The organism is Terrilactibacillus laevilacticus, from assembly GCF_006517395.1.
In the GTDB taxonomy this organism is placed as follows: domain Bacteria; phylum Bacillota; class Bacilli; order Bacillales; family Sporolactobacillaceae; genus Terrilactibacillus; species Terrilactibacillus laevilacticus.
Window position 1 is genome coordinate 587,503 of record NZ_VDCY01000001.1, and the last position, 26,352, is coordinate 613,854.

At 36.7% G+C, this 26,352-nt stretch carries 22 protein-coding genes; 20 read left to right on the top strand and 2 right to left on the bottom strand.

Features of this window, described 5'->3' with window-relative positions:
• Positions 1 to 20: 20 nt before the first annotated feature.
• Entirely contained in the window at positions 21 to 1,382 is a 1,362-nt protein-coding gene (locus FG390_RS02635; protein ID WP_141189443.1) for an MATE family efflux transporter, read from the bottom strand.
• Positions 1,383 to 1,488: 106 nt separating this feature from the next.
• On the opposite strand from FG390_RS02635, the gene FG390_RS02640 reads away from it, so the two are divergent.
• The 14 genes from FG390_RS02640 to FG390_RS02705 all read left to right on the top strand — a co-directional run bounded on the left by FG390_RS02640 (position 1,489) and on the right by FG390_RS02705 (position 16,345).
• Positions 1,489 to 2,706, top strand: coding sequence for an alanyl-tRNA editing protein (locus FG390_RS02640; protein ID WP_181406332.1), 1,218 nt, complete (start codon positions 1,489 to 1,491; stop codon positions 2,704 to 2,706).
• A 142-nt stretch (positions 2,707 to 2,848) separates the two neighbouring features.
• Positions 2,849 to 3,598 (top strand): MBL fold metallo-hydrolase, encoded by a 750-nt coding sequence (locus FG390_RS02645; RefSeq protein WP_141189445.1) that lies wholly within the window; start codon positions 2,849 to 2,851, stop codon positions 3,596 to 3,598.
• Positions 3,564 to 4,139 carry a TetR/AcrR family transcriptional regulator gene (locus tag FG390_RS02650; protein ID WP_141189446.1) on the top strand — a complete coding sequence of 192 codons (576 nt, stop codon included), beginning with the start codon at positions 3,564 to 3,566 and terminating at the stop codon, positions 4,137 to 4,139. The genes FG390_RS02645 and FG390_RS02650 overlap by 35 nt, the downstream gene beginning before the upstream one ends.
• 185 nt (positions 4,140 to 4,324) lie before the next feature.
• A complete protein-coding gene (locus FG390_RS02655) occupies positions 4,325 to 4,651 on the top strand; it encodes a Na-translocating system protein MpsC family protein (protein ID WP_141189447.1) in 327 nt (108 codons plus the stop codon).
• Positions 4,652 to 4,990: 339 nt separating this feature from the next.
• Entirely contained in the window at positions 4,991 to 6,040 is a 1,050-nt protein-coding gene (locus tag FG390_RS02660) for a Rieske 2Fe-2S domain-containing protein (protein WP_141189448.1), read from the top strand.
• A gap of 259 nt (positions 6,041 to 6,299) precedes the next feature.
• Positions 6,300 to 6,545 (top strand): ferredoxin, encoded by a 246-nt coding sequence (locus FG390_RS02665; RefSeq protein ID WP_141189449.1) that lies wholly within the window; start codon positions 6,300 to 6,302, stop codon positions 6,543 to 6,545.
• Positions 6,546 to 6,577: 32 nt separating this feature from the next.
• On the top strand, positions 6,578 to 7,600 hold the full coding sequence (locus tag FG390_RS02670) for an aromatic ring-hydroxylating dioxygenase subunit alpha (RefSeq protein ID WP_141189450.1): 1,023 nt from the start codon (positions 6,578 to 6,580) through the stop codon (positions 7,598 to 7,600).
• 32 nt (positions 7,601 to 7,632) lie between these two features.
• A complete protein-coding gene (locus FG390_RS02675; RefSeq protein ID WP_141189451.1) occupies positions 7,633 to 8,991 on the top strand; it encodes an NCS2 family permease in 1,359 nt (452 codons plus the stop codon).
• 482 nt (positions 8,992 to 9,473) lie between these two features.
• Entirely contained in the window at positions 9,474 to 10,322 is an 849-nt protein-coding gene (locus FG390_RS02680) for a GNAT family N-acetyltransferase (protein ID WP_141189452.1), read from the top strand.
• Between the two features lie 465 nt (positions 10,323 to 10,787).
• Positions 10,788 to 11,786 carry an NAD(P)/FAD-dependent oxidoreductase gene (locus FG390_RS02685; RefSeq protein WP_141189453.1) on the top strand — a complete coding sequence of 333 codons (999 nt, stop codon included), beginning with the start codon at positions 10,788 to 10,790 and terminating at the stop codon, positions 11,784 to 11,786.
• Positions 11,787 to 12,104: 318 nt separating this feature from the next.
• Positions 12,105 to 12,311 carry a DUF3311 domain-containing protein gene (locus FG390_RS02690; protein ID WP_141189454.1) on the top strand — a complete coding sequence of 69 codons (207 nt, stop codon included), beginning with the start codon at positions 12,105 to 12,107 and terminating at the stop codon, positions 12,309 to 12,311.
• Positions 12,308 to 13,795, top strand: coding sequence for a sodium:solute symporter family protein (locus FG390_RS02695; protein WP_141189455.1), 1,488 nt, complete (start codon positions 12,308 to 12,310; stop codon positions 13,793 to 13,795). Before FG390_RS02690 ends, FG390_RS02695 begins: the two co-directional genes overlap by 4 nt.
• Before the next feature lie 231 nt (positions 13,796 to 14,026).
• A complete protein-coding gene (locus FG390_RS02700) occupies positions 14,027 to 15,223 on the top strand; it encodes a class I SAM-dependent methyltransferase (protein WP_141189456.1) in 1,197 nt (398 codons plus the stop codon).
• A gap of 72 nt (positions 15,224 to 15,295) precedes the next feature.
• Positions 15,296 to 16,345 carry a M42 family metallopeptidase gene (locus tag FG390_RS02705; protein ID WP_141189457.1) on the top strand — a complete coding sequence of 350 codons (1,050 nt, stop codon included), beginning with the start codon at positions 15,296 to 15,298 and terminating at the stop codon, positions 16,343 to 16,345.
• A 72-nt stretch (positions 16,346 to 16,417) separates the two neighbouring features.
• Here FG390_RS02705 and FG390_RS02710 read toward each other — a convergent pair whose 3' ends face one another.
• Positions 16,418 to 17,665, bottom strand: coding sequence for an MDR family MFS transporter (locus FG390_RS02710; RefSeq protein ID WP_373681520.1), 1,248 nt, complete (start codon positions 17,663 to 17,665; stop codon positions 16,418 to 16,420).
• A gap of 136 nt (positions 17,666 to 17,801) precedes the next feature.
• Here FG390_RS02710 and FG390_RS02715 point away from each other — a divergent pair, with 136 nt between their 5' ends.
• From FG390_RS02715 to FG390_RS02740, 6 genes are all read left to right on the top strand, one after another.
• Positions 17,802 to 19,562, top strand: coding sequence for an ABC transporter substrate-binding protein (locus FG390_RS02715; RefSeq protein ID WP_141189459.1), 1,761 nt, complete (start codon positions 17,802 to 17,804; stop codon positions 19,560 to 19,562).
• A gap of 111 nt (positions 19,563 to 19,673) precedes the next feature.
• On the top strand, positions 19,674 to 21,413 hold the full coding sequence (locus FG390_RS02720; protein ID WP_141189460.1) for an ABC transporter ATP-binding protein: 1,740 nt from the start codon (positions 19,674 to 19,676) through the stop codon (positions 21,411 to 21,413).
• Positions 21,410 to 23,293, top strand: coding sequence for an ABC transporter ATP-binding protein (locus tag FG390_RS02725; RefSeq protein ID WP_141189461.1), 1,884 nt, complete (start codon positions 21,410 to 21,412; stop codon positions 23,291 to 23,293). The genes FG390_RS02720 and FG390_RS02725 overlap by 4 nt, the downstream gene beginning before the upstream one ends.
• A 30-nt stretch (positions 23,294 to 23,323) precedes the next feature.
• Positions 23,324 to 24,010, top strand: coding sequence for a response regulator transcription factor (locus FG390_RS02730; RefSeq protein ID WP_141189462.1), 687 nt, complete (start codon positions 23,324 to 23,326; stop codon positions 24,008 to 24,010).
• The gene (locus tag FG390_RS02735) at positions 24,007 to 25,092 is read left to right on the top strand and encodes a sensor histidine kinase (protein ID WP_141189463.1); all 1,086 of its coding nucleotides are present in this window, start codon (positions 24,007 to 24,009) and stop codon (positions 25,090 to 25,092) included. Before FG390_RS02730 ends, FG390_RS02735 begins: the two co-directional genes overlap by 4 nt.
• 167 nt (positions 25,093 to 25,259) lie before the next feature.
• Positions 25,260 to 26,342, top strand: a complete 1,083-nt coding sequence (locus tag FG390_RS02740; protein ID WP_141189464.1) for a site-2 protease family protein — start codon at positions 25,260 to 25,262, stop codon at positions 26,340 to 26,342.
• Positions 26,343 to 26,352: the final 10 nt, after the last annotated feature.

The window sequence follows — 26,352 nt, forward strand, 5'->3', positions numbered from 1 at the left end:
AAGTAGAAACCAAGGAAGAATCAAAAAATAATTTCTTGGTTTCTACATTTTTTTTGAATATAAATGAGTCTTATGAATAAAAAGACAGCCCCTGAAGCAAGACCAATAATTAATCCAATCCAATAACTAAAAGGACCTAGATCTGTGATATGGAGAAGAAGTAGTCCACAAGGAAGTCCCATCCCCCAATATGAAATTAGAGCCACAATAAATGTAACATTGACATCTTTATAGCCTCTTAATGCTCCTTGTATAGGTGCTGCGACAGCATCAGAAAGTTGAAAGAAAATGGCATAAAGCAGAAAATGCTGAATCATTTTCACAGCTTGTGGCGATGAAGCATAAAGGTGAGCGATAGAACCCTTTGTAAAAAATAATCCAAATGAGAAGATGAGACCAATCGATATGGCCATAATGATGCCGATTTTACTATACAAGGCGGCGTGATGGACACGTTTTGCACCAATTTCAAAACTAACAGAAATGGTCATCGCCATTGAAATACTGTACGGGACCATATATAGTAGCGATGCAACATTTATTGCCGCTTGATGAGCAGCGATAATGACCGTATCAAATTCACTCATCAATAAAGTGATGGCTGAAAAGATACTTGTTTCAAGAAAAATAGCAAGACCAATTGGCACACCAACAACAAGCAATTTTTTCCATATTTTAATAGAGATAGGGTATAATTTAGTCCCAAATTGATAGAGAATAAAGGGTTGTCCTTTTATTAAAAAGATAAAAGAAATCATTGCCATGAGCCAGTAGGTGATCGCTGTAGCGATACCTGCTCCAACTCCACCAAGACGTGGAAAGTCAAATGTTCCAAAAATAAATACGTAATTCAAACAGACATTCACAGGAAGGCCTAAGAGCGTAATGATCATCGTCATTCTGGTTATTCCGTGAGCATCAATGAAGTTACGACATACGGTATAAATAAATAAAGGAATAATTCCAATCGATAAAGCAAGTAAATAATGGGAGGCAATTGTTTGTACCTCAGGAGATAAACCCATATAATTCAAGATAGGATGAATCGATAGTAAGCCGAGAAAAAATAAAACAATGGAAATGACGACAGCGAGATAGATAGCTTGAAAGAATATAAATGGAATCTCTTTCAAATTCTCAGCACCCTTTAAATGTGAAATAATGGGCGTAATACTATACAATATACCGCCAAGTCCAGTGAAAACAGGCATCCAGAGACTCGATCCGATGGCGACGCCGGCGAGATCATTTGTACTTGCCTGACCTGACATGATCGTATCGGCCACATTCATGGCACTAATACTCAACTGAGTAACCAAAATGGGACCTAGAATTGAAATTAAAAGGGATATTTTACTTCCTATTGAATGTGTTTTATACAAGACGTACTCAATCCTTATCTGTAGAACTTGCCGATGCAAAATTTAAACCTTACATGAGTATAACATAACTTATTAAAGTATGAATATAGAAATGAGGAGTGGTTGGATGACGTATCAACTCTATTATCAAGACCCATACATAAAAGAGTTTGAAGCTATGATAAAGAGAACAGAGATTGATGAAGAAGGGAGATCTTATGTTGTTCTAGATCAAACAGCTTTTTATCCCAATGGTGGTGGGCAACCTTGTGATCTAGGAACAATCAACGGTATACCCGTGACGAATGTAGAGAAGGAAGAAAATGAAATTCGTCATTTTTTAAGTCAGCCTTTAAATGACACCTATTCCCAAGTTAAAGGAATAATTAATTGGGAACGTAGGTTTGACCATATGCAACAGCATTTGGCACAGCATATATTAACGGCTGCGTTTGTTGAAAGATTAGGTATTGAAACACTCTCATTTCATTTAGGGTTGGAAGATGTAACGATTGACTTAGATGTCAAATCATTGGATAAAGAACAACTTAGTATGGTTGAGGAACGTGCTAATCAAATTATTGAACAGAATCAACCGATCCGAACAGAATGGATTGATGAAAGTCAGTTGACAAAGTATCCCCTTCGAAAAAAACCAAGTGTTCATGAAAATATCCGGCTCGTTATTATAGATGATTTTGATTACAATCCTTGTGGAGGTACACATCCTCATACAACAGGAGAATGCCAGATGGTGCTTATAAAGGGAATGGAGCGACATCGAGGAAAAATTAGGATCCATTTTGTTGCAGGACACAGAGTTCGTAATCAATTTCACGCTCAATTTGATGTCCTTAAACAACTGGGTGATAGGTTAAGTTCTGGTCAGGATGAACTGCCAAAACGGCTTGAACAAGTCATTGAAAAAAATACTTTGTTAGAAGACCAAATAAAGACGATGGTATCTGAAAGGTTAGATGATGAGTCGGATACCTTAATCGCAAATGGTGAAGAAATAGGCGTGCTTAAATTAATTGTTAAACATTTTCACAAGGGAGACTTTAAGTACATTCAAAGCTTGACTCGGCACTTACAGCAGAAGGATGAACACGCGATATGTTTATTTTCTTTAAAAAAAGAAAATCGACTTCATCTTATATGTGGTAAAGGCCAATCAGTCCCTTTAAATATGAACCAATTAATTAAAGACACTCTTCCGATGATTGATGGAAAGGGTGGAGGAAAACCTGAAATGGCACAAGGAGCAGGCTATGTGCCAGAGGATGAAACAGCACCTCTTCAATTCCTACGTGAGAAGCTTTTTGAACAAGTCAATAAAATTTAAGACTCTTAGCTAATTCAACCAACTCGGGTAGGTTGAATTAGCTTTTTTATTAAAATAAAATAAAAAAATTCACAAAACTAACACCATTAGTTATAATACTAATATAATTAGTTAATTAGATGAATAAGGAGGTTTATCGAAATTGAAAATAACAAGAGAAGGCACTGTGATTCAATTAAGTTTTTTCTCAACCTGGTTTCCGATAAATTGTTACCTCATCGATGAAAGGGAAACATTCACTCTTATTGATACTGGACTACCATTTTTTTATAAAGGAATATTAAAAGTAGCCCATAACGAAGGAAAGCCGATTTCTAGAATTATTTTGACGCATGGACATGGTGACCATGTTGGTGCACTTGATCATTTAAAAGAGTTATTACCAAATGTTGAAGTGATCATTTCTCAGAGAGATGCAAAGTTATTAAGGGGCGATGTTACATTAGAAGAAAATGAAACGCCATTACCGATCAAAGGTGATATACCAAAAAAAATAAAAACCGTTCCTGACAGACTTGTATCTGATGGAGATAGGATTGGACACCTGCGGGTTTTCGAGACAGCTGGGCATACCCCTGGTCATATCGCTCTTTTAGACGAAAGAAATCATTCGCTCATTGCGGGTGATGCTTTTCAAGTCAAAGGGGGAATCGCAGTATCAGGAGTATTCAAACCTTTATTTCCATTTCCAGCTATGGCAACATGGAATAAACATGAGGCTTTATTAAGCGCCAAAAAGCTTGAACAGTTGTCACCTTCTCTTTTGGCTGTAGGACATGGTCGAATGATTAAAAATCCAATTCAAGATATGAATAAAGCTATTTTGCAAGCTGAACATAAGTTACAGAGGATAAAAAATGAGAAAAAAAATTACGAAAAAAATCATTCTTGATATAAGCGTAGAGATCATTGCCGAAGAAGGTTATGATGCACTAACACTTAGCAGACTTGCCAAATCACTTGGAATAAGAACGCCATCACTTTATAACCATATCTCAAATTTAAATCAACTGAGACAGGAGATCGCTATCAAGGCATTTAGTCACTTGCATGAAACTTTAACGGACGCAGTCATTGGAAGGAGTGGTGAAGCCGCTCTAAAAGAAATTTTTCATTCATATGTCAGTTTTATGAGAAGTCATCCAGGTTTATATGCAGCAATAACTAGAGTCCCTGATCCTGCGGATGAACATATTAAAGAGATAGCAGACAACTCAATTGATGTCATTTTCCGTATTTTAGAACCATATCAGCTGAATAAGAAAGACGAAGTTCACATGGTAAGGGGATTGCGTGCAATGGCCCATGGTTTTGTTTTTATCGACATGCAAGGTGGTTTTAATATGGATGTTGACATTAAACAATCAATGAATGAGTCTATTGAGACATTCCTTATAGGATTAAAAGAGGTATCTCTTAATAACAAAAATTAAGATTATATTTAGAAGAACAAAAGGTTCTTCTTTTTTATTCTTAATAGTTAAATCAACCAATTGGTAAAGTTAATTTTGTTTAATATAACTCGTGACATATCTCACACAATGTACTAAAATCATAAATAGAATTAATATTATAAAAATTGTAAATGATTTAGGCAATTATGCGGTAGGTGTTATCGATGGTCAGTTTATCTAAAAAAAGTCTTGCAATAATCAACAACGAAATCAATAAACAAATCTTTAATATCGGTGTGCAGGACCAAAAAATAGATATTTTGGATAATAAAATTCTTATTATAGCGAGAACAAAACGTATTCCGGCTTTGAGTATTTTAGAAGAAGACTATCACCCATTAGTTTCATCGGTCGATTCGGCTTTATCGGTAAAGTATAAGCAGTTGTTAAAAGAAAAGATCGAAAAAGCGTTTGATCTGAAAATAACCTACTTGTTTAGAGATTATGATCCATTGGTTGAAAGAACGTGTATTGTTCTTTGTTTCGGATAAACCAGTCACTGAATAATGCTACTTTGAGTCATTTATGTGTTAAACAAATGAAACTTTAGAGGGGATTTCCCCGATATGTTTCTGATAATTTAAGCTTTAGTCTGATGACCCGTTAATAAGAGATGAAGATATTGTAGGGTAAGCGTATCATCGTTTTTCCTATAATTTGAAAGAGTGATTGCGGATGCTTAACTTCTGTTATACGGAAGAAAAGAGCCGTGAAGATAGATATGGACTGTCTATCTTCACGGCTCTTTTCTTATTTTATCCCACCTTAATGGAAGTTTCACCTTATCGTTAAGTATCTTAACTTATAAAACCTTCGAAAGGAAGAGACAAATGAAAGAACCTTTGACACTTAAAAACAAACAAATGATCGATTATCCAAAAGACTGTACCTTTAGTAAAGAAGACTGGGAGGTATTAAGTAAGTATTGGTTCCCGGTCGCAGAAAGTCATGAGGTCACTGATAAACCAATATCGATTAAACTGCTAGATGTTAATTTAGTCGTCTATCGTACCAAACATAAAGTTGTGGTTGCCCGTGATCTTTGTGTTCATCGCGGAACGCCGCTCAGCATGGGCTGGGTAGATGGAGAAGATATTGTTTGTCCTTATCATGGATTTAGATATGGAACAGACGGAAAATGCACGTCCATTCCCGCACATCCTGACGCGAAAATTTCACCACGTCTATGCATGAGTGTCTTTCCTGTCATTGAACGATTTGGACTTATTTGGACATCGTTATTAGGAGAAGAAGATAATCTACCCCACTTTGATGCTTGGGACGATGATGATTTTCAACAAATCGTTTGCCCTCCATTTGATATTAAAGGTTCAGCAGGAAGGCAAATGGAAGGGTTTCTAGATGTCGCTCATTTTGCTTGGGTCCATACTGAATCATTTGGAGATCGAAATAATGCTTTTGTTCCGCGATACCAGGTTGATCACACAGATTATGGTCTTCATGTAGAGTATTTAAGTACTGTAAGCAACTATCCTAAAGATCAACAATATCGTGCACCAGAGGATTTTAAATGGCTCCGTGTATTTGACGTTTATCCTCCATTTGGGGCAACATTGAAGGTTTATTTTCCAAATGGCGGTGAGTTATGGATTATGAATGCTGTCTGTCCGATTTCTGCACGCGAAACAAGATTGTTTGTTCCAATTGCGAGAAATTTTGATAAAGACTCACCAATCGAAGACGTCTATGCTTTTAATCTTCAAGTTTTTACGGAAGATAGCGAAATGGTTGAAAACCAAAAACCAGAAGAGTTGCCTCTTGATTTACAGATGGAAGCTCATATTATGGCAGATCGGACATCCGTAGCTTACCGGAAACTACTTAAAAAAATGGGATTGGGAGCTATTTATACAAGTTAATGAGTTAACGAAAAGAAATGTTTGAATAATCAATATAGAGGTTGTTCAAAAAGTCACCAAATGATAAGCTACGAATCTCGGCGTTGGCTTGTTTTTCCAGTCCTCATGTAGCAAAAACCTACATTCCGGTCCTCAAAACAGCGCCGCCTTGATCTTCTTGCTTCTAATTTGTCACCTTTTTGAACACGCACATATAGTAAAACAATATGCTTGATTAGATCCTATTTTAGAAATATGAGCAGTGAAAGGAGAAAGTTATATGCCTAAATATACCATTGTTGATAAGGATACTTGTATAGCGTGCGGTGCTTGCGGAGCTGCTGCACCCGATATCTTCGATTACGATGAAGCGGGTTATTCTGAAGTTGTGATCGATAAAAACAAAGGAACGATCCCGGTTTTGGAAGATTTAGAGGATGATTTAATTGATGCAAGAGATGGCTGTCCAACAGAGTCTATTAAAGTCTCTGATGAACCCTTTCTTTCTAAAATATTAAATAACTAATAAGATTAATTACATATTGGGAGGGATAACGAATGGGAACCGACAAAAGACATGAAATAGACCCTGTTTTAGCTAGTGAGTGGTTACCTATTGCCTATGCTCATGACATAGCTGATCAACCCATACAAGTGACTATATTAGAAGAGAGAGTGGTCTTGTTTCGAACAGATGATGGCATTAAAGCTTTTAAAGATTTATGTATTCATCGCGGGGCGGAGCTATCATTAGGAAAAGTTGTTAACAATTGTCTCGTATGTCCTTATCACGGCTGGGAGTACAACCAAGAAGGTAAGTGTGTAAAGATACCTCAACAGCCTGCAAGGCGAGTTATTCCCCCTAAGGCTAAAGCGGTCGTTTTTCCTTGTATGGAACGGTATGGTCTCGTCTGGGTCAAACTGAATAAGGAGGAAACAATGGCTTCAACATTACCAGAGTATGAAGAGTTTGACGATCCATCATTTAAGACGGTTTATGCCAATCCGCATATTATCAACGCAGCCGCCCCAAGGGTCGTAGAAAACTTTTTGGATGTGAGTCACCTTGCCTTTGTACATGAAGGAAGTCTAGGAGATTCTGATCATGCTGAAATTCCAGATTACAAAGTTCATTGGAAAGATAATCGGTATGTGTCGGATGTCATACCGGTATATGCCGATCCAGATGGTACAGGGAAATGGTCGATCTTGAATTATACCTTTGAGATATTAAGACCGTTGCTTGCCAGGCTAAAAAAAGTCAATGAGGAGACAAATGAAATTTTCTCGATGTTATTTGCTGTCCAGCCACAAGCTGAAAGGAAATCAAAGATTTTTGCCTTAGTGTCTAGGAATTACGATTTAGAGACACCTGATCAGTATTATATCGATTTTCAACAACTGATTATTGACCAAGATACGGCTGTAGTTGAAAGTCAAAGACCCGAAGAATTGCCACTAGATTTGCAAGCTGAGCTTCACCTTCCGCCAGATAGAGTTAGTATTGCTTATCGAAGATGGCTCAGTGAACTTGGGGTAACTTACGGTAGTGAAGTAAAGAAACACAAACAAATGAAATGATAAAATAATGACAGATTGATGGGGGAAGATGGATGACAAATTTAGAGAAATCAGGAGAAAAAGAAATCGTTAAAACGAAAGCTAATCCAGTCTGGTTAGAAAAGCTTTTTCATTTAACAGAGCGAGAAACAAATGTTAAAACAGAAATTATTGCTGGGATCACGACATTTATGGCCATGAGTTATATTATCTTCGTGAATCCAATGATATTATCAGATGCTGGCATTCCAAGGGAAGCAGCCATTGGGGCAACCATTTTCGCAAGTGTATTAGCAACGGTATTATTTGCACTATGGGCTAACATGCCCATTGCAGTTGCCCCTGGGATGGGGCTTAATGCCTTTTTCGCATATACTGTCGTCTTAGGTCATGGACTAAATTGGCAAACTGGGTTAGGTGCTGTCTTCATTTCTGGCGTGGTATTCTTTGTTCTGACGATAACGGGATTACGTAAAAAAATCATCCAGTGTATTCCCAATGTACTAAAGAGTGCGATCTCAGTAGGAATAGGACTCTTTATTGCTTTTATCGGTTTTAAACAAGCTGGGATTATTGTTAGTCATAAAGAAAATCTTGTGGCTCTTGGTGAGATAACAAAACCAGAACCTCTGCTCGCGCTAATCGGATTTATTGTGGTGGCCGTTCTCACGGTTCGCAAAGTCAAAGGAGCAGCGATTATGAGTATCTTTTTAGTGACGATCTTAGGTATGATAATTGGAATCGTCCATCCACCTAAAAGTATCATATCGTTTTCTCTTCCTAGTATATCTGATACTTTTCTAAAGATGGATATCTTAGCTGCGCTCCATTATGGGTTATTTTCAATTATTTTTTCCTTTACTATGGTGGAGTTATTTGACAATTTGGGCTCAATGGTTGGATTATCCAAGAAAGCGGGTCTAATGGATGAAAAAGGGAATATAGAAGGTTTAGATAAGGCATTAATAGCTGATTCAATGGCAACCATGGCGAGTGCTGCGATGGGATCTACTGCGATGAATGCCTATGTTGAAAACGCCACAGGGATAGCAGAAGGTGGTAAAACAGGTCTTAAAGCCCTTGTTGTTGCTTTCCTCTTTCTTTTAAGCCTTTTGTTTACACCTTTAATTGGAGTGATCCCTTCATTCGCCACATCGCCTGTTCTTATTTTAGTAGGCGCTTTTATGTTAACTGAAATTAAGAATATTTCATTGAATGACTATTCTGATGCCATACCTGTTTTTCTAACCATTGTTCTTATGCCACTAACATTTAGTATCGGAGAAGGACTAACGTTCGGTTTCTTATCTTATACGATCATTAAGCTATTAACCAATCGAGCAAAAGAAATTCATTGGTTAATGTACATCATAAGCGCGGCTTTTATCTTAAGTTTTATTTTTCAAGTTTAATTGGTAGTGGATGGTGACGTAATTTAGTGTCTCTATCCTCATTATGCACGGTCTCATGAGTCATGCTAAGAACGACAATTTCTCGAAGTCGATGGAAAGTCAAATGATATCTAGCACTTTGAAAGTCATTTAAATCACTAATAAAGCATCTACTAAAAATACGTTGTTTATAGAGGTTGTTCAAAAAGTCACCAAATGATAGTGCGAATCTCGGCGCCGGCTTGTTTATTCCGGTCCTCATGTAGCAAAAACCTACATTCCGGTCCTCAAAACAGCGCCGCCTTGATCTTCTTGCTTCTAATTTGTCTCCTATTTGAACACGCACTTATAAATAATTCTTGACACTGTAAATTTTACGTACCAAAATACAGAGGTATAGATCTAAACATGTGAAAAACGATTGTGTTTTTCGTCTGAATCTTTTACATTTTTGTTCAATGGGGGTCAAGGAATGATTCCTACGCGTATGATGAGGTGATGTGATGGATGTGATTCATTTTGCGGATGTGCGAGTCTTTATTAGAGACGTAGAGGCATTCTTACTTGAGAAAGAAGTCGAAAACAATTTAATTCTAGGCATTTGTTATAAACAAATTCAAGATAAAATGTATTTTAGCAATGAAATTATGACGACTGTAAACGATCAAAATCGATGTATTCTATCATTGTTTATGAGCAAGAAAAACAGACTCGTTATTTCAGGGGATATATCTAACAATAATATTGACCAAGCCATCGTGTTAGCGATAAAAGCCATTATTAATCGTTTAATATATGTTAGAAGTGTGATCGGAGAGAAAGAACTTGTTTCGTTATTTGCTGAGATAGCAAAACGTTTTTTACGGAAACCCTTTAAGGAATTTCGACATGAACAAATTTACCAGCTTCAAAAATTAAATCATATCACGCATCCAAAAGGTCTTTTTCGTAAGGCGAATGAAAAAGATATGGTAAAAATTAAACATTGGATTCAAACGTTTAGCGAATCAATCAACGAACCCTTAGCTGATTCAGAAATTGATATGATGGCGGAATCCTATATTACTAGACAGTCTTTATATGTTTGGGAAAAGGATAACACCATTGTTTCAATGGCTAATTTAATAAGACCACTGAAGAGCGGAGCCGGCATTAACCTTGTTTATACGGCCCCTGAGCATAGAGGGCAAGGTTACTCCACCGGTTGCGTAAGTTCTTTATGTCAAGAAATATTAAGCCATGGTTATAATTTTTGTTATTTATACGCAGATCGAGCCAATCCTATTTCAAATGCAGTCTACCAAAAAATTGGATTTATGCCTGTAATTGAGTGCTTACATCTGACCAATTAATAGGCAGATCAAAATCATATATAGTGGAATAGTTGATAAATTTAATATAAAATAAAGTAATTGAGAAGTAATTGAGAATCAAAATGTCTAAATAGGTATCTACTATAAGTGCATGTTCAAAAAGGTGACAAACGAAAAGGGTTACTGTCTAAGTACGCTGGCATCCTGCAAGAAACGCAGTTACTTGCCCGTCCTGGGCGTCGGAAGGCTAAGAGCGGCGCTGTTTTCTTTGGACCGGCATTCCTCGGTTGTGGTAGCTTCAGGCGCCAGCCACAGGACGTGAGCGCTTTTAGCCAGCGATCCTCTTGTATCCGCTACATGAGGACCGGAAAAACAAGCGGGCGCCGAGATTCGCACGATCATTTGGTGACTTTTTGAACAACCTCGATAAATAGGATGAAAGATACAGAGCTCAATTAGACTAGAAACCATCTTTAAGGAAAAAGAGATGTTGGAGGGTGAAGAATGACAGAAAGTACAGAACAATTTGATGTAACCATCATTGGGGGAGGACCCACTGGATTATTTGCTGCGTTTTATGCAGGTATGCGAGATATGAAAGTCAAGATTATTGAGAGCATGCCCCAGCTAGGAGGACAGCTTGGCGCATTATATCCTGAAAAAGATATATATGACGTGGCTGGATTCCCGAAAATTAAAGCTAAAGACCTTGTCAATAACTTAAAAGAACAAGCTCTGAAATTTAGTCCAACGATTATCTTAGAACAAACCGTTGAAAAGTTAGAGCATCTTGAGGATCAAACGATTAAGTTAACGTCAACGACAGGAGAAACGCATTTTACAAAAGCGGTTATTATTACAGCCGGTGTTGGAGCGTTCCAGCCTAGACGGATCGATACTGAAAATGCAAAACAATATGAAGGACAAAATCTTCATTATTTTGTTGAAGATTTAGAGGTGTTCCGAGATAAAAAAGTGGTCATTTTAGGTGGAGGAGACTCTGCGGTAGATTGGGCTAATATGCTAGACTCTATTGCAAAAGAAGTCATTCTTGTCCATAGACGTGATAAATTCCGTGCTCATGAACATAGTGTTGATTTGTTAAAAAAATCGTCCGTTATCTTAAAAACGCCTTTTCAAGTGAAAGAGCTTGTCGGTGATGAAACGAATATTAAGCAATTAGTCATTCAAGAAGTACGTGGAGAGAAGACAGAAACGTTAGATTTAGATGCTTTAATTTGTAACTATGGTTTTGTTTCTTCTCTCGGCGCGATCAAAGATTGGAATCTCAACATAGAAAAAAATGCCATTGTCGTCAATAGTAAAATGGAAACCAATTTACCAGGTGTCTATGCGGCTGGGGATGTTGCTACTTATGATGGTAAAGTAAAATTAATCGCCACTGGCTTTGGAGAAGCACCAACGGCGGTTAATAATGTAAAACATTATATTGACCCGAAATCCCGCACACAACCGATGCATAGTACAAGCTTATTTAATTAAAAAGAAAATAGTGAAGTTTAAGACATCTCAAATTTTGAGGTGTCTTTATTTTTATGAAATAGCCGAGAACACTCGTGACTTTAGTCATGAGAGGTTCAGAGTCTATTTCTACTAGCTGTCAGATAATCTAACGTAATACATGTTAAGTAACCTTACGTAAAAAAAGCGTGTTTTATGACTTTGTTTTTCTCAATTTATAAACTTGAAAAAATCATATATTTTTTTATACTTTTTTTAAAAAAAGTAGTGCGAAAATTCCCTATTGGTGCTATTATTACAGACGTTAGCCCTTTTTTAAAAAATAGGAGTGTGAAAGTTATGCAATGGTTTTTATTACTAATTATTATTATTATGAACATTGGGGTGTTGCCTCTCGTGAACCGAGTGCATCCCATTATCATTGGGATGCCTTTTTTTCTGTTCTGGTATCTTTTAAGTATGATCGTAACCCCCATTCTTTCATGGTGGATATATGCGATTGGTAAAAAGAAACATGATAGTGATGTAAGGAGTGCTGAAAAATGACTGCGTTAGTTGTGACTTGTTTGATTGTTTTAGCGGTAATATTCGTTGGCTTTTTAGCCGGTAGAGACAAAGCTGCCCGTAGTTCTATTGAACAATGGAGTATTGGCGGACGAAATTTTGGTAGTTTATTAGTATGGTTTTTAGTTGGAGCGGATATTTATACGGCTTATGCTTTCTTAGGGATGACGGGATATGCTTATAGTTTTGGCGCACCAGCTTTCTTCTCTATCGCGTATGCTGTTATGTGTTTCCCAATTGCTTATTTTATTATCCCTAAAATCTGGCGATATGCATCAAAACATAATTTAACGACGCTCGCGGATTATGCACGTGAAAGATTTCAAAGTAAATTACTTGGTGTATGTGTTGCAATTGTTGGTATTGTCTTTTTAATTCCATACATTTGTTTGCAATTATCAGGTATTACGGGTGTGGTTCAAGTTGCTGGGCAAGGTGTTTTTGAAAATCCTAAGGCTGTAGGTACAATTGCACTTATTATTTCTTTTATATTAGTTGCTTTATATACTTTCTTCAGTGGACTTCGTGCACCAGCTTGGACAGGCGTTATTAAAGATCTCTTGGTTTGGATCGTTCTTATCGGCATGATTGTGACGATTCCATATATTTGGTTTGATGGATGGGGAGATATGCTACATCAAGTCGTAACAAAATATCCTGAAAAATTAACCCTTCCAGGTACAAGTCCAAATGGAATGTTAAACAGTTTCTGGTTTGGAACAGCGTCATTCATTTCAGCCCTAGCTCTATTTATGTGGCCGCACGGAGCGACAGGGGCATTAAGTGCTAAATCTGAAGATTCTGTTCGTAAAAATACGGTTTTCTTATCTTTTTATAATATTCTCTTGTTCTTTGTAACATTGCTTGGGCTTATTGCCTTCATGGTCTTGCCAAAGCATCCAGAAGATCCATCGTTTGCAAACTTTGCTCTGCTTCACTTGATTGATGCATCTTATTCAAACCCAATTGTTCAAGGTGTTATGTTTTCAACCATCGCTCTTGCTAGCCTTGTTCCAGCATCAATCATGGTTCTGGCAGCAAGTAACTTAGTGGCAACAAACATTGTAAAAGATATCTTTGTACCAAATATTTCAGGTGAAAAACAAACATTAATTGCACGCTGTTTTGTATTTGTGATTACTGGTCTTGCCTTGCTCTTTGGTATTTTATTCCCGAACTACCTAGTTCAACTTCAACTTGAAGGCGTAAGTGGAACGGCACAATTATTGCCCGCTATTTTCCTAAGTTTATATTGGAAGAACTTAGCCACAACTCCTGTTCTTGTTGGTTTAATCTCAGGAATTGCTTTCGTCTTCCTTAATCACTTTATTTTCCAATTACCTGGATATGATGGGTTCTGGGGTCTCATTGTCAATGTGGTTGTTGTCGTCATTCTTAATCTCTTCTTTGCACATCAAGCAAAAGAGAATATCAGAACAAATAAAATGTTAGCTAATGATAAGTAAGATTTGAAGGTAAACATGTGGGCGTGACATATAAAGGTGTCACGCCCTTTGTTTATTTTAATCAATGATCATAGTATCTGATTATATTCTTTCTAAAAGAGTGATGGCTTGAAGATATAAGCGATCACTCTTTTAGAATTAATAAAGGCAATAGAGAAGTTGGCAGATATTAAATGCATCTGATAAGATAAACGATGTATTCTTTTGAAATCAACCATTTAAGGAGAAACAATGAAAACCAAAGAGGCGTTAAATTCAAAATTACAACCTATTCTATCTATTCTTGATCAAGAGTCTATTGCTTACACCATTGAGGGAGCGGCCTCATGCCTCTTGCAAGATGTTGAAGTTTCTGTAACAGATCCAATCGATATTGCCGTTCAATGGGACTTCTGCGCTAAAGTTCATGAACTTTTTGATAAAAGAAGGCTTCAAAAAGTAATGAAAGATGACCAAAAGACCGTTCTTTCTTATTTACATGAAGATCATCCGTTTCATTTTATATTCTATTTTAATCATGTCATCGTCACAGATCCATTTCGCTTACCAATAAAGATCGATAATAAAACGGTTTGGGTTCGATCATTGGATGCTGAACTGCGTTTCTTAAAAAAGGAAGATTCTCTCTATCAAGCCATTAAAGATCATTTTCGGAAGTTACAAGAATCAAATACGGTTCTAAACGGGGGAGCTTGGAATCAAGAAGTTTATCAGGCATGGATTGAGCGATTTGGGAGTCCTAAAGAAATGGCTCATAAACTGCTTTCCCATCCAAAAAGATCATTGTCTCATTTACTTGAGTATTTAGGGGATCTTCAAGGAAAGAAAGTGATTAATCTTCTAGGTAGTCATGGAGCCAAGGCCATTGCCATGGCTATTCTTGGGGCATCATCTACAGTCGTAGATATCTCAAATGAAAATGCTAAATACGCTAGAGAGGTGGCCGATGCTGCTGACGTTCCCTTAAATTATATCATTTCAGATGTTTTATCACTTCCTGAAACCGAAAAAAATTGCTCTTATGATCTTGTTTTGATGGAACTGGGAATTCTTCATTATTTTATTGATTTGGAACCTTTAGCGACTTTGGTTTATCAGCTGCTTGATCAAGGTGGAAAACTCATTCTGCAAGATTTCCATCCTATTTCTACAAAATTAATTACTTCAAAAGGAAAAAAACATAAAGTTACAGGGAACTATTTTGACAAGAAACTTGAAATAAGAGAAGTCGCCTATACAAAACATTTAACGCAATCTCAGGACAATAAACATGACGTTTATTTAAGAAAATGGACGATAGGTGAGATTGTGACAGCTTTTGCTGAAGCAGGATTAACGATCACTCGACTAGATGAATCTCCAAATATCAAAATCAGTGATATTGGCATTCCGAAAGTCTTTACACTTGTGGCTGAAAAAAAGGGTTAATGCTATGACTTGTTAATGTAGCAAGGGAAGACTAAAATGAATAAGAAACTGAAATGAAAGGAATGATGATCGATGTCTTATCCCGATGTTAAAGAGACCATGAAATTAATAAAGGATTTAGTATCTATTCCAAGTCCAACAGGCAACACAGGGAAAGTAATTACGTTTGTTGAAGATCTTTTACATACATATGGTTATGAAACAGCGCGAAATAACAAAGGCGGTCTTCTCATTACTGTTCCTGGTGCTAATTCGTCCAAGCATCGTTTTTTAACGGCTCACGTTGATACGCTAGGCGCCATGGTAAAAGAAATAAAATCAAATGGCAGACTAAAACTATCAATGATTGGTGGTTTTAAATGGAATGCCGTTGAAGGTGAATATTGTACAATTGAGACCTCCTCAGGAAAAACTTATTCCGGAACGATTCTCATGCATCAACAGTCTGTCCATGTCTACAAAGATGCAGGGGATGCCGAACGAAGTAGCGAAAACATTGAAGTTCGCATTGATGAAAAAGTAACAAATGAAGAAGACGTCAGGTCTCTAGGGATTGAAGTTGGGGACTTTGTTTCGTTTGATCCACGTCCTGTAATCACGGAAAGTGGTTTTATTAAATCCCGCCATTTAGATGATAAAGCAAGTGTCGCTATCCTTATTCGTTTATTGAAACATTTAAAAGAAGATAACATCACTTTGCCTTATACAACGCATATCCTTATTTCCAATAATGAAGAAATCGGTTATGGGGGAAATTCCAATATTCCACCAGAGACAGTGGAATACGTTGCTGTTGATATGGGGGCTTTGGGTGACGGCCAATCTTCAGATGAATACACGGTTTCCATTTGTGCGAAAGATTCAAGTGGTCCCTATCACTATGGTTTAAGAAAACATTTTGTAGATCTAGCAAAGGAGAACGATATTGATTATAAAGTGGATATTTATCCTTACTACGGATCTGACGCATCGGCTGCTATATCAGCTGGAAATGATATTATCCATGGATTAATAGGTGCAGGGATTGAATCTTCCCATGCATTTGAGCGGACTCATCAATCTTCCATTTTAAATACGGAAAAATTGGTGTATGCTTATGTTTTATCAGATATGATCAGATAACTTTAAAATAATAGAGAAAAGCTGGCATCTTTATAAAGGTGTCAGCTTTTTTAATCGTAGTAGATTCTTCAATTATCTTGCCGCTTGTTTCGTAGTTATGAATTTTTGAGATCGTGGTCTCGTTGCAATGAAAAATGCATATAAACCGAATAATCCTAAACAAAGAAACAAGAAAGCCATCATAATGGAAGGTAAAAAGGCGCCTAGGATAACCCCGACTGAGCTCATTATTTTGGCACCTTGAAATACAAACCCGTAAATGGCCATATATGAACCCCGCACATTCTCTTTTGTCAGGTCAGCCACAATGGATTGACATACCGGAACGTACATTAATTCCCCTAATGTTGCAACGAGGATGGCAATAAGTAATAAAAACCATAGATTACTAAACCCAAGAACTGTATAACCCAATGTGTAGATGATGATTCCCATATAAAATACACGAAGAGGTTTGAACTTACTCATCCATTGATTCACAAGGATGGTACAAAGAACAACAAGAACTGTATTTTCAACTCGGATCCAGCTTAACATTTTTAATCCGTCTACGGATATAAGGCCAAATAGGTTCGCATGAAATTCATTTTGAAGTCGTATAGCGATATAATTATTCGTCTGAAATTCAAGTGAGAGTGCAAGTAAATTGCCAAGACAAAAAATGAGAAAGTATCTATCTGACATGACATTTCGATAATTATGTCCTATCTCTTTTACGATATCAAGGATATGTTTTGAAGTTGTTTTTTGATTTCCATTATGGCTCTCTGACATCATCCAGGTGATAACTATGAATATGATACAAGAGGTTAGTGTCAATGTTGCAAATAGAGCAAATCGGTGGGTATGAAATAAAAATCCACCGATAATTGTACCAATTGCAATCGATAAATTCGTTGCCCAGTAGTTAATGCTATACATAAAACGTCGATTTTCAGGGGTAGAGACATCTATTAGCATCGCTTCTGCAGCAGGATTCATCAGTCCGCTGCTAATATTTTGAACAAGCATCATGATAAAGGTCAGTATTGCAGAAACAAGCCATGGTGAATTTGCTAATGCCATTAAACCAAAGGCTAGAATTTGAATACCTTGAGCGATAACCATCATTTTTTTACGACCAACCCGATCTGAAACATATCCACCAAATAGACTCGTTGTCATAGTTACGATGACATTGAGAAAAATTAATGCTCCCGCTTTAGCCACACCAAATTCGGTTGCAAAATAGATCGCCATAAAGGGAAATACCATATTTCCAACAAATCGGGATATGAAAGTTGTTATAATCCGAATTTTGATGTTAGGATGTAATGCCATAAATGATTTCAATCGTGTCACACTTCCTTTCTCTCTGTTTATCTATTTTCATCTAAAAAAAAGAGGAAAAAAAGTGTAGAATTAAAATAAAAGTTTCACCTTTTTGGACATTCTCATAAAAGAAAGGAAAAGGAACATGGCATTACTCGATTACTATACAAAACTATATACAGAACTTAACCCAACATCTCCTCAAGCTATTTCAGTAACTATAAGACAATGTGTCTCTTATTTTCATTGTTCTGACAGAAATACAAAATTAATTATTCGACGACTGCATGAAGAGGGGTATATTTCATGGGAAGCTGGACGTGGTAGAGGGAATACTTCTAAAATCACTTTTCTTAAGCCTTTAGATAAAGTGATTAAAGATGAGGTTATGCATGATATTCGAGAAGGAAAATTAGATAAAGCCTTACGATTTTTAAATGAACATGCCCTTCCAGAAACAATTCTCCATGAATGTCATGGATTATTGCAATCGCATTTTGGGTTTCAAGTTGAAAACCAGAAGGAGAAATCGATTGATATTTTACGTATTCCGATGCGCCGGCATTTTGCTACACTTGATCCAGCGTTTGCTGCTATTACAAGTGAAGCACATATAAGTCATCAAATATTTGATTGTTTGATCAATTATAATGTCGTTACAAATCAATTTGAGGAACATCTTGCCCATAGTTGGACAACAAATGTACCAAAGACAGAGTGGACCTTTTATTTACGAAAAGGGATCCTTTTTCATCATGGTAAAGAATGTACATCACAGGATGTAAAGTTTACTTTTCAAAGAATAAGAGATCAGTTGAAGCAAATTCCATGTCGTTGGTATTTAGATGATCTTGATGAATTTAAAACGATCAACGATTATGCCTTTACTCTTATATTTAGAAAGCCAAAAGGTTTTCTTCTTCACTTATTAAGTTCAATCAATTGTGCTATTTTAGCCTCAGATGTTGGTTATGATCATGAGCATAATATTGGAACGAGCCCTTTTCGTATTTTGAAATATGACAAAAAAGGACTTTTGCTTCATCGATTTGAAAACTATTTTAAGGAGCGAGCTCTTTTAGACCGTATCGAATTATTATTTGCCCCTCATTTAGTAAACAAAATGAAAAGGTATGATGTTCCGTCATTATCGTCTAAAGAGAAGGGTTATCATGCAAAAGTACATCAGGAAAATGGCTGTAGTTTTCTATTATTTAACTTCCGAGTGAATGGTATTCAAGAGGATAAAAATGTGAGATGTGCGATTCGTGCATTAATTAATCAGCGGGAGCTTATTTCAAAGCTTAAAGGCAATCGGTTTGCCCCGGCAAGTCGATTTATTCCTTCACATAGTAAGTTACATCCTAGAGCTCAAGAGACATTTGATGATGCTAAACGATATCTTGTGAATAGTTCATACAACGGAGAAACTTTGCATGTGTATTACTTTGATCATAAAGAAACATTAAACGATGCCGTATGGTTGAAGGATAAAGCGGAGAAGATTGGCTTAAATCTATCACTTCATGCTTTCCCGCTGGAGAATTTTTATGAGCATGAAGTGGAAGAGAAAGCAGACATCCTCTTTTGCGGAGAAGTTCTGGAAGAAAATATGGAACTCGGTCTAGCCAATCTATTTAAAAATTCGACGAGTTTACTCCGGCGTTTTTTAAATGATGAACAGAGAAAAACACTTGATCACTTGATGCAATTTTTTATTGAAGAACTGGACTCTGAAAAGCGAATGCAGAAAATTGAAGAGATTGAAAGGTCGCTTACTGAAGACATTAATATTATTTATCTCTATCATAATTTAAGAGAGATGACGTTTCATGCGGCTCTTGCTGGCATAACACTCAATGCCTTTGGCTGGGCTGATTTTAGCAAGCTTTGGATTAAACCATGAGAGGATCATTGAAAATAAAAAAAGAGTTGTTCATCGTGTGTTCATAAAACGAGCGTACAATAACTCGAGATGAATAGGAGAAGTCAATGGATTTTGATTGGAGGAACAACAATGCTAAAATTGTCAAAGTATTTACTCCCTTATAAGTGGTCGATTGTTTTTACGATCATGTTCGTTTTTTTACAATCACTGGCTAATTTATATCTACCAACTTTGATGTCAGATATTGTTGACACTGGGATCGTAAATGGAAATATCGGTTATATTTTAAAAATGGGAATTTATATGCTGCTTATCACGCTTGTGGCAGGAGCTTTCACCATTATAGCCAATTATTTGTCTGCACAGGTGGCGTCTCGATTTGGCAGAGACATCCGTTATCGAATGTTTTCTCATATTGAATCTTTTTCATTAAGTGAATTCGACGATTTAGGAACAGCATCTTTAATTACACGTTCGACAAATGATATTTCTCAAGTTGAACAAGTTTTTCTTATGATTTTAAAATTAATGATTATGGCACCGCTCATGTGTATTGGTGGGATTATTATGGCTTTTTATAGTGATGCCAAACTTTCACTTGTTCTTGTCATGGCCATACCTGTCATCGTCGTGACTATTTTACTCATTGCAAGACGGGGCATCCCTTTGTTTAAACAAATACAAAAGAAAATGGACCGCCTTAATTTGGTTTTACGTGAAGGGTTAACTGGTATACGTGTTGTACGTTCATTCAATCGAGTAGATGATGAACTCAAGCGTTTTGATCAAGCCAATCAAGACATGACCATCACAAGCGTCAAAGTGCAAAAAATAATGGCTGCGATGATGCCGATGATGATGCTGATTATGAATGTGTCAACGATTGCTATTGTCTGGTTCGGTGGTCTTAGAATTAGTCATGGTGCCATGCAAGTCGGGGATCTTATGGCTTTTATACAATATGCCATGCAAATCATGTTTTCTCTTATGATGGGAGCCATGCTTTTTATCATGATACCTAGAGGTCAGGCTTCATCTGTTCGGATTAATGAAGTTTTGGCTACAAAGCCCGATATTACAGATGTTTTAGCGAAAAAAACACAGAATGTAAGTGACATTCCCAATCGCGGTGCTATTGAGTTTAAACACGTCACCTTTCGATATGAAGGGGCGGAAAATCCCGCCGTTATCGATTTGAACTTCACAGCCAATCCTGGTGAAACAACAGCCATAATTGGTGGAACCGGAGCTGGTAAATCGACCATTATGAATTTAATTCCTCGTTTTTATGATATTGAAGACGGTGAAATCCTCGTCGATGGATACAACATTGCAACCATGAAAATCGAAAGCCTTCGTCAAATGATTGGCTACGTTCCACAAAAATCCGTACTTTTTACTGGTACAGTTAAAGATAATATTCGTTACGGTAAGGAAGATGCAACAGATGATGAAATTAAGCAAGCTGCTAAGATGGCTGAAGCGGATAGTTTTATTCAGGATATGAAGGATGGATATGATTCTTTACTAGCTCAAGGCGGGAAAAATGTATCTGGGGGTCAAAAGCAACGTTTATCCATTGCACGTGCGATTGTCAAAAGACCCTTAATTTATCTCTTTGATGATAGTTTTTCAGCGCTTGATTATAAAACGGATGCAAAATTAAGAAAAGCCCTTAAATCCATTACAGCAACGTCAACAACGATTATCGTGGCTCAGCGTATAAGTACGGTCATTGATGCAGATAAAATAATTGTCTTAGATGAAGGGACGATAGCGGGCATCGGTACTCATGAGTCATTGATGGATACCTGTCAGGTTTATCGAGAAATTGTATCGTCTCAAGTGGATAAGGAGGAACTAGCATGAGTAAGGATTCAAAACGTGGGGGTATTCGTCCCGGAGGGTTTGGTCATCACGGGTCTCATCGAGGGATGCCTAAACAAAAAGCGAAGGATTTTAAAGGAACACTAGTGCGCTTCCTTGGTTATTTAAAACCACATCGGAGCATTTTAGTTATCGTGTTTTTCACGGCTATATTAAGCACAATTTTCTCTATTGTTGCTCCCAAAATGCTAGGCATGGCCACAACGAAATTGTTTGAAGGGGTCATGATGAAAATAAAAGGTGTTCCAAATGCATCCATTGATTTTCATTTTATTGGTCGAATTTTGATTACTCTGCTTGTATTCTATCTCATTAGTTCATTATTCATGTATCTGATGCAATATTTAATGAGCGGTGTTGCACAAAAAATAGTCTATGTCCTTCGTAAACAAATAGATGAAAAAATTTCGAGATTACCTCTTAGCTACTTTGACAAAAGAACACATGGCGAAGTCCTCAGCCGTGCTGTTAATGATACTGAGAATATCAGTAATACTTTGCAGCAAGGTTTGACGACGGCCATTACCTCACTCGTAACGTTTATTGGTGTGATTGTGATGATGCTATCAATCAATGTCCTACTAACCGTTCTTTTGATTCTAACGATACCGTTAAGTTTTATTGGGATAAAGTGGATTTCAGGTAAATCTCAGGCTCATTTTATTCAGCAGCAAAAGCAAATTGGGAACTTAAATGGTCATGTTGAAGAAATGTTCACAGGTCACCAGGTTGTTAAAGCTTTTGGACGTGAAAAACAGGCAATTGAAAAGTTTGAGACGATCAACAATACACTTTATCATTCAGCCTGGCGAGCACAATTCTTGTCTGGAATTATGATGCCGTTGATCATGTTTACATCGAATATCGGTTATGTGTTAATCTCTGTGGTTGGCGGGATTTTGGTCACGAAGAGGATGATAGAAATTGGTGATATTCAGGCATTTATTCAATATGCTCGTCAATTTACACAGCCGCTAACGCAAATCGCCAATATTTCAAATTTAATTCAATCCACAATGGCATCAGCAGAACGTGTGTTTGAAGTGCTAGACGAAAAGGAGAATATTCCAGATCGGAAAGATGTAAAAGTCTTATCGTATCCCAAAGGTCATGTGCGGTTTGAAAATGTTTCATTTCGTTATAAGGAAGAAGAAGCGCTTATTGAAGATATGACGATTGAAGCAAAAGCAGGTCAATCTGTTGCGATTGTTGGACCAACAGGTGCAGGAAAAACAACTCTTGTCAATTTATTAATGCGCTTTTATGAGCTCAGATCGGGGCACATTTTCATCGATGGCATCGATATTACGGATATGAAGAGGCAAGACTTACATCAATTATTTGGTATGGTCCTTCAAGAGACTTGGTTATTCAAAGGGACGATTCGAGACAATATAGGCTATGGAAAACAAGGAGCAAGTGAAGAAGATATTATCGCAGCTGCAAAAGCAGCCAATGCAGATCATTTTATCCGAACCCTGCCTGATGGCTATGATACCATTTTAAATGAAGAGGGATCTAATATTTCTCAAGGACAGAAACAACTCTTAACTATTGCGAGAGCGATTTTAGCGAACCCAGCAATACTTATTCTTGATGAAGCAACAAGTAGTGTTGATACACGGACGGAAATGCACATTCAACAGGCCATGAATCAATTAATGAAGGATAGAACCAGTTTTATCATTGCACACCGATTATCAACGATTCAAGATGCTGATCTGATTCTTGTGATGGATAAAGGGCGTGTCATTGAACAAGGAACTCACAAGTTTCTTCTTGAAAAAGGTGGATTCTATGCAGAACTATATCGTAGTCAGTTTTCTGAATCTGATTCGTTCACTGAGTTAAAATCAATTTGATGGATTTCTTTATGTAAAGGATTGATGTATATGAATGAAGTTATTGGATTAGTAGTTGATGACGATCCAAATATCCGTGAGCTTGCTGGCTTATTTTTAAAAAAAGAAGGTTTCACTATCATTGAAGCCGCAAATGGAAGAGAAGCCTTAAATTGCTTTGAAAAACAACCGATAGATTTTGTGATTTTGGATGTGATGATGCCAGATACGGATGGATTTGAAGCTTGTCAGGAAATTAGACATTACTATGGAGATGACCTGCCCATTTTAATGCTGACAGCTAAAGGTGAAACCGTTCATAAAATAAAAGGGTTCCAACTGGGTGCCGACGATTATTTGGTTAAACCATTTGATCCCCTCGAACTTGTTGCTCGAATCAAAGCATTATTAAAACGATATCACATTTTAACATCTCAAATCATTCAACTAGGTCAAGTTAAAATAGATCTTCACTCGCATCAAGTCAAAATAAATGACCGATTTATTCAGATTCCACTTAAGGAATTTGAGCTTTTGTCCAAATTAGCGAGCTCACCAGGAAAGACATTTTCTCGAGAGCAATTGATTGAAGAAGTATGGGGATTTGATTATGAAGGGGATGAACGTACCGTTGATGTACACGTCAAGCGGCTAAGAGAACGGTTTCCGAAAGAAGATTATCCGTTTTGGATTACAACAGTTAGAGGTCTTGGTTATCGTTTTGAGGTTGCCGAATGAAAAAGATCAAAGAACACCTTCATATTATTAAATGGATAATATTGGTTAATGTGTGCCTTATTTGTCTTTGGATATTGACTTATTGGTTAACTTTTTCAATCTACTATGCCTTTGGATTTTGGCCATACGAATGGATTAGGAGCATAATAACTGCTTTTTTGGGGTTTTTTATCTTTGGGATATTAATTAATATTTTAGGACGATGGCGAAAGAAGAAACATGAAAACGTGTGGGCAATTATCATTAATGCCTTAAAAGAGATGTCGAAAGGAAATTTTAATGTAACGGTGAATTGGCCGCATGGTAAAAATACACCCGGTCCATTTTCAGAATTGATCTCAAATATTAATAAAATGGCGCAAGATCTTGGTCAGATTGAAAAGTTAAGACAAGAATTTATCTCCAATGTTTCACATGAAATCCAATCCCCATTAACGTCTATTGGAGGTTTCGCTAGAGCTTTATCTGACGATGATTTATCAAAAGAAGATCGGCGACACTATTTAAGTATTATAGAGATGGAGACCCAGCGTTTATCAAAATTAAGTGATAATCTCCTGAAATTGACAGCTTTAGAGTCCGAGCAACAGCCATTTGAACCTCGGGATTATCGTCTGGATAAGCAATTAAGGCACATTATTTTATCGTGTGAGCCGCAGTGGAGTAAGAAAGATTTACAGCTTGATATTGATTTAGACGAAGTGTTCATCTTTTCTGATGAAGAATTGATGAGTCATGTATGGATAAATCTTATACGAAATAGCATAAAATTCACTGAAGAAAAGGGCTCTTTGTCTATCTATTTATCTCAAGACGCAGAGTTCGCTAAAATCTGTATAAGTGATACCGGAATCGGTATCAGTAGAGAAGACCAATTGCATTTATTTGAACGTTTTTTCAAAGCTGATAAATCTCGTAATCGAGCAGCGGGAGGAAATGGACTTGGTCTGTCTATTGTCAAAAAAATTATAGATATGCATAAAGGATCTATTGAGGTCGAAAGTGAACTAGGAAAAGGGACCTCGTTTACGATATTAGTGCCAAAAAAAATGAAGTATGATAAACGTTCTGAAAAAAGATAAGGTCATTGACTTTATCTTTTTTTGGTTCTTAACAGTCAGATTGTTATATTAATTGAGTCTCGTATGACTATCAAAAATTTAGAATGTTTGTTATAATTTAAATAGGATGGATATTGAGTTAAATAATGGAAATATAGTCTGTGTCCATTAGAGTAGGTGACTATAATATGGCAAAACGAAAAAATAAAAGTGGTATGTGGGGAATAGTATCAATGATTCTCCTATTTCTGGCTAAATTTAAATTTTTATTTATTTTTTTAAAAGCAATTAAATTATCTTCACTTTTGTCATTATTTTTATCACTTGGTGTCTATGCTATGTTCTACGGCTTTAAATTTGCTGTAGCTCTCATGTATTCCCTTGTTTTACATGAGACGGGGCATATGATCGCGGCTAAGCAAAGAGGTATAAGAACATCACCTGTTTTTTTTATCCCATTTATTGGCGCGGCAGTTGGTATAAAGGATGAACTAAAACATTCGAAAGATGAAAGTTATGTTGCTTACGCTGGTCCTTTCCTTGGTATGCTTGCTACACTAGTTGCAATTTTGTTATATCTCTTGACCCATTCGAGTTTATATGCTCTGATGGTCTATTTAGGTAGCATTTTAAATTTATTTAATTTGCTGCCAGTTTCCCCACTTGATGGTGGACGAATTGTCAGTGCCATTTCACCAAGGATATGGCTCATAGGGATTATTCTGCTTGCAGGATTGATGTTTATTATGCCTAATCCAATCATTATTTTGATCTTGATTTTTGGGATCATTAATAGTATCAGTCAATTGAGACAACCTGTTGATCATAGGTATTATCAATATGATATTCGACGTTTGAAAAAACGAGCAGATCTCCTTCAAAGATTTAATCAAATCCAAGATATCTATGTTAAAAATGAAACTCAATATTTAGATAATGAACGTTCTAAACGATTAGCCGAACGAATGGTGGAGATAGATGCCAACCGGGCTATTTCAAAATCGTTTAAAAAGATCCGAAAGCAACTATATAAAAGACAAATGGACATATATAAAAATACGCCGCTCGATCAAAGTGAAGATGGACTGGATTGGTTAGATGAAGAGATAAAGAAAATGCAATATAAGTCCGATCGAGTTGTTAATTATTATAAAACGTCTATGAAACAAAAGATAGCCATAGGGGTTGCTTATGTTATTCTAATAGGTATTCTTGGTTTCTTCTATTATTACAGCCAAGTGATTCTTCCAAATCCAAATCAATTAAGTTAGAATATGTTTT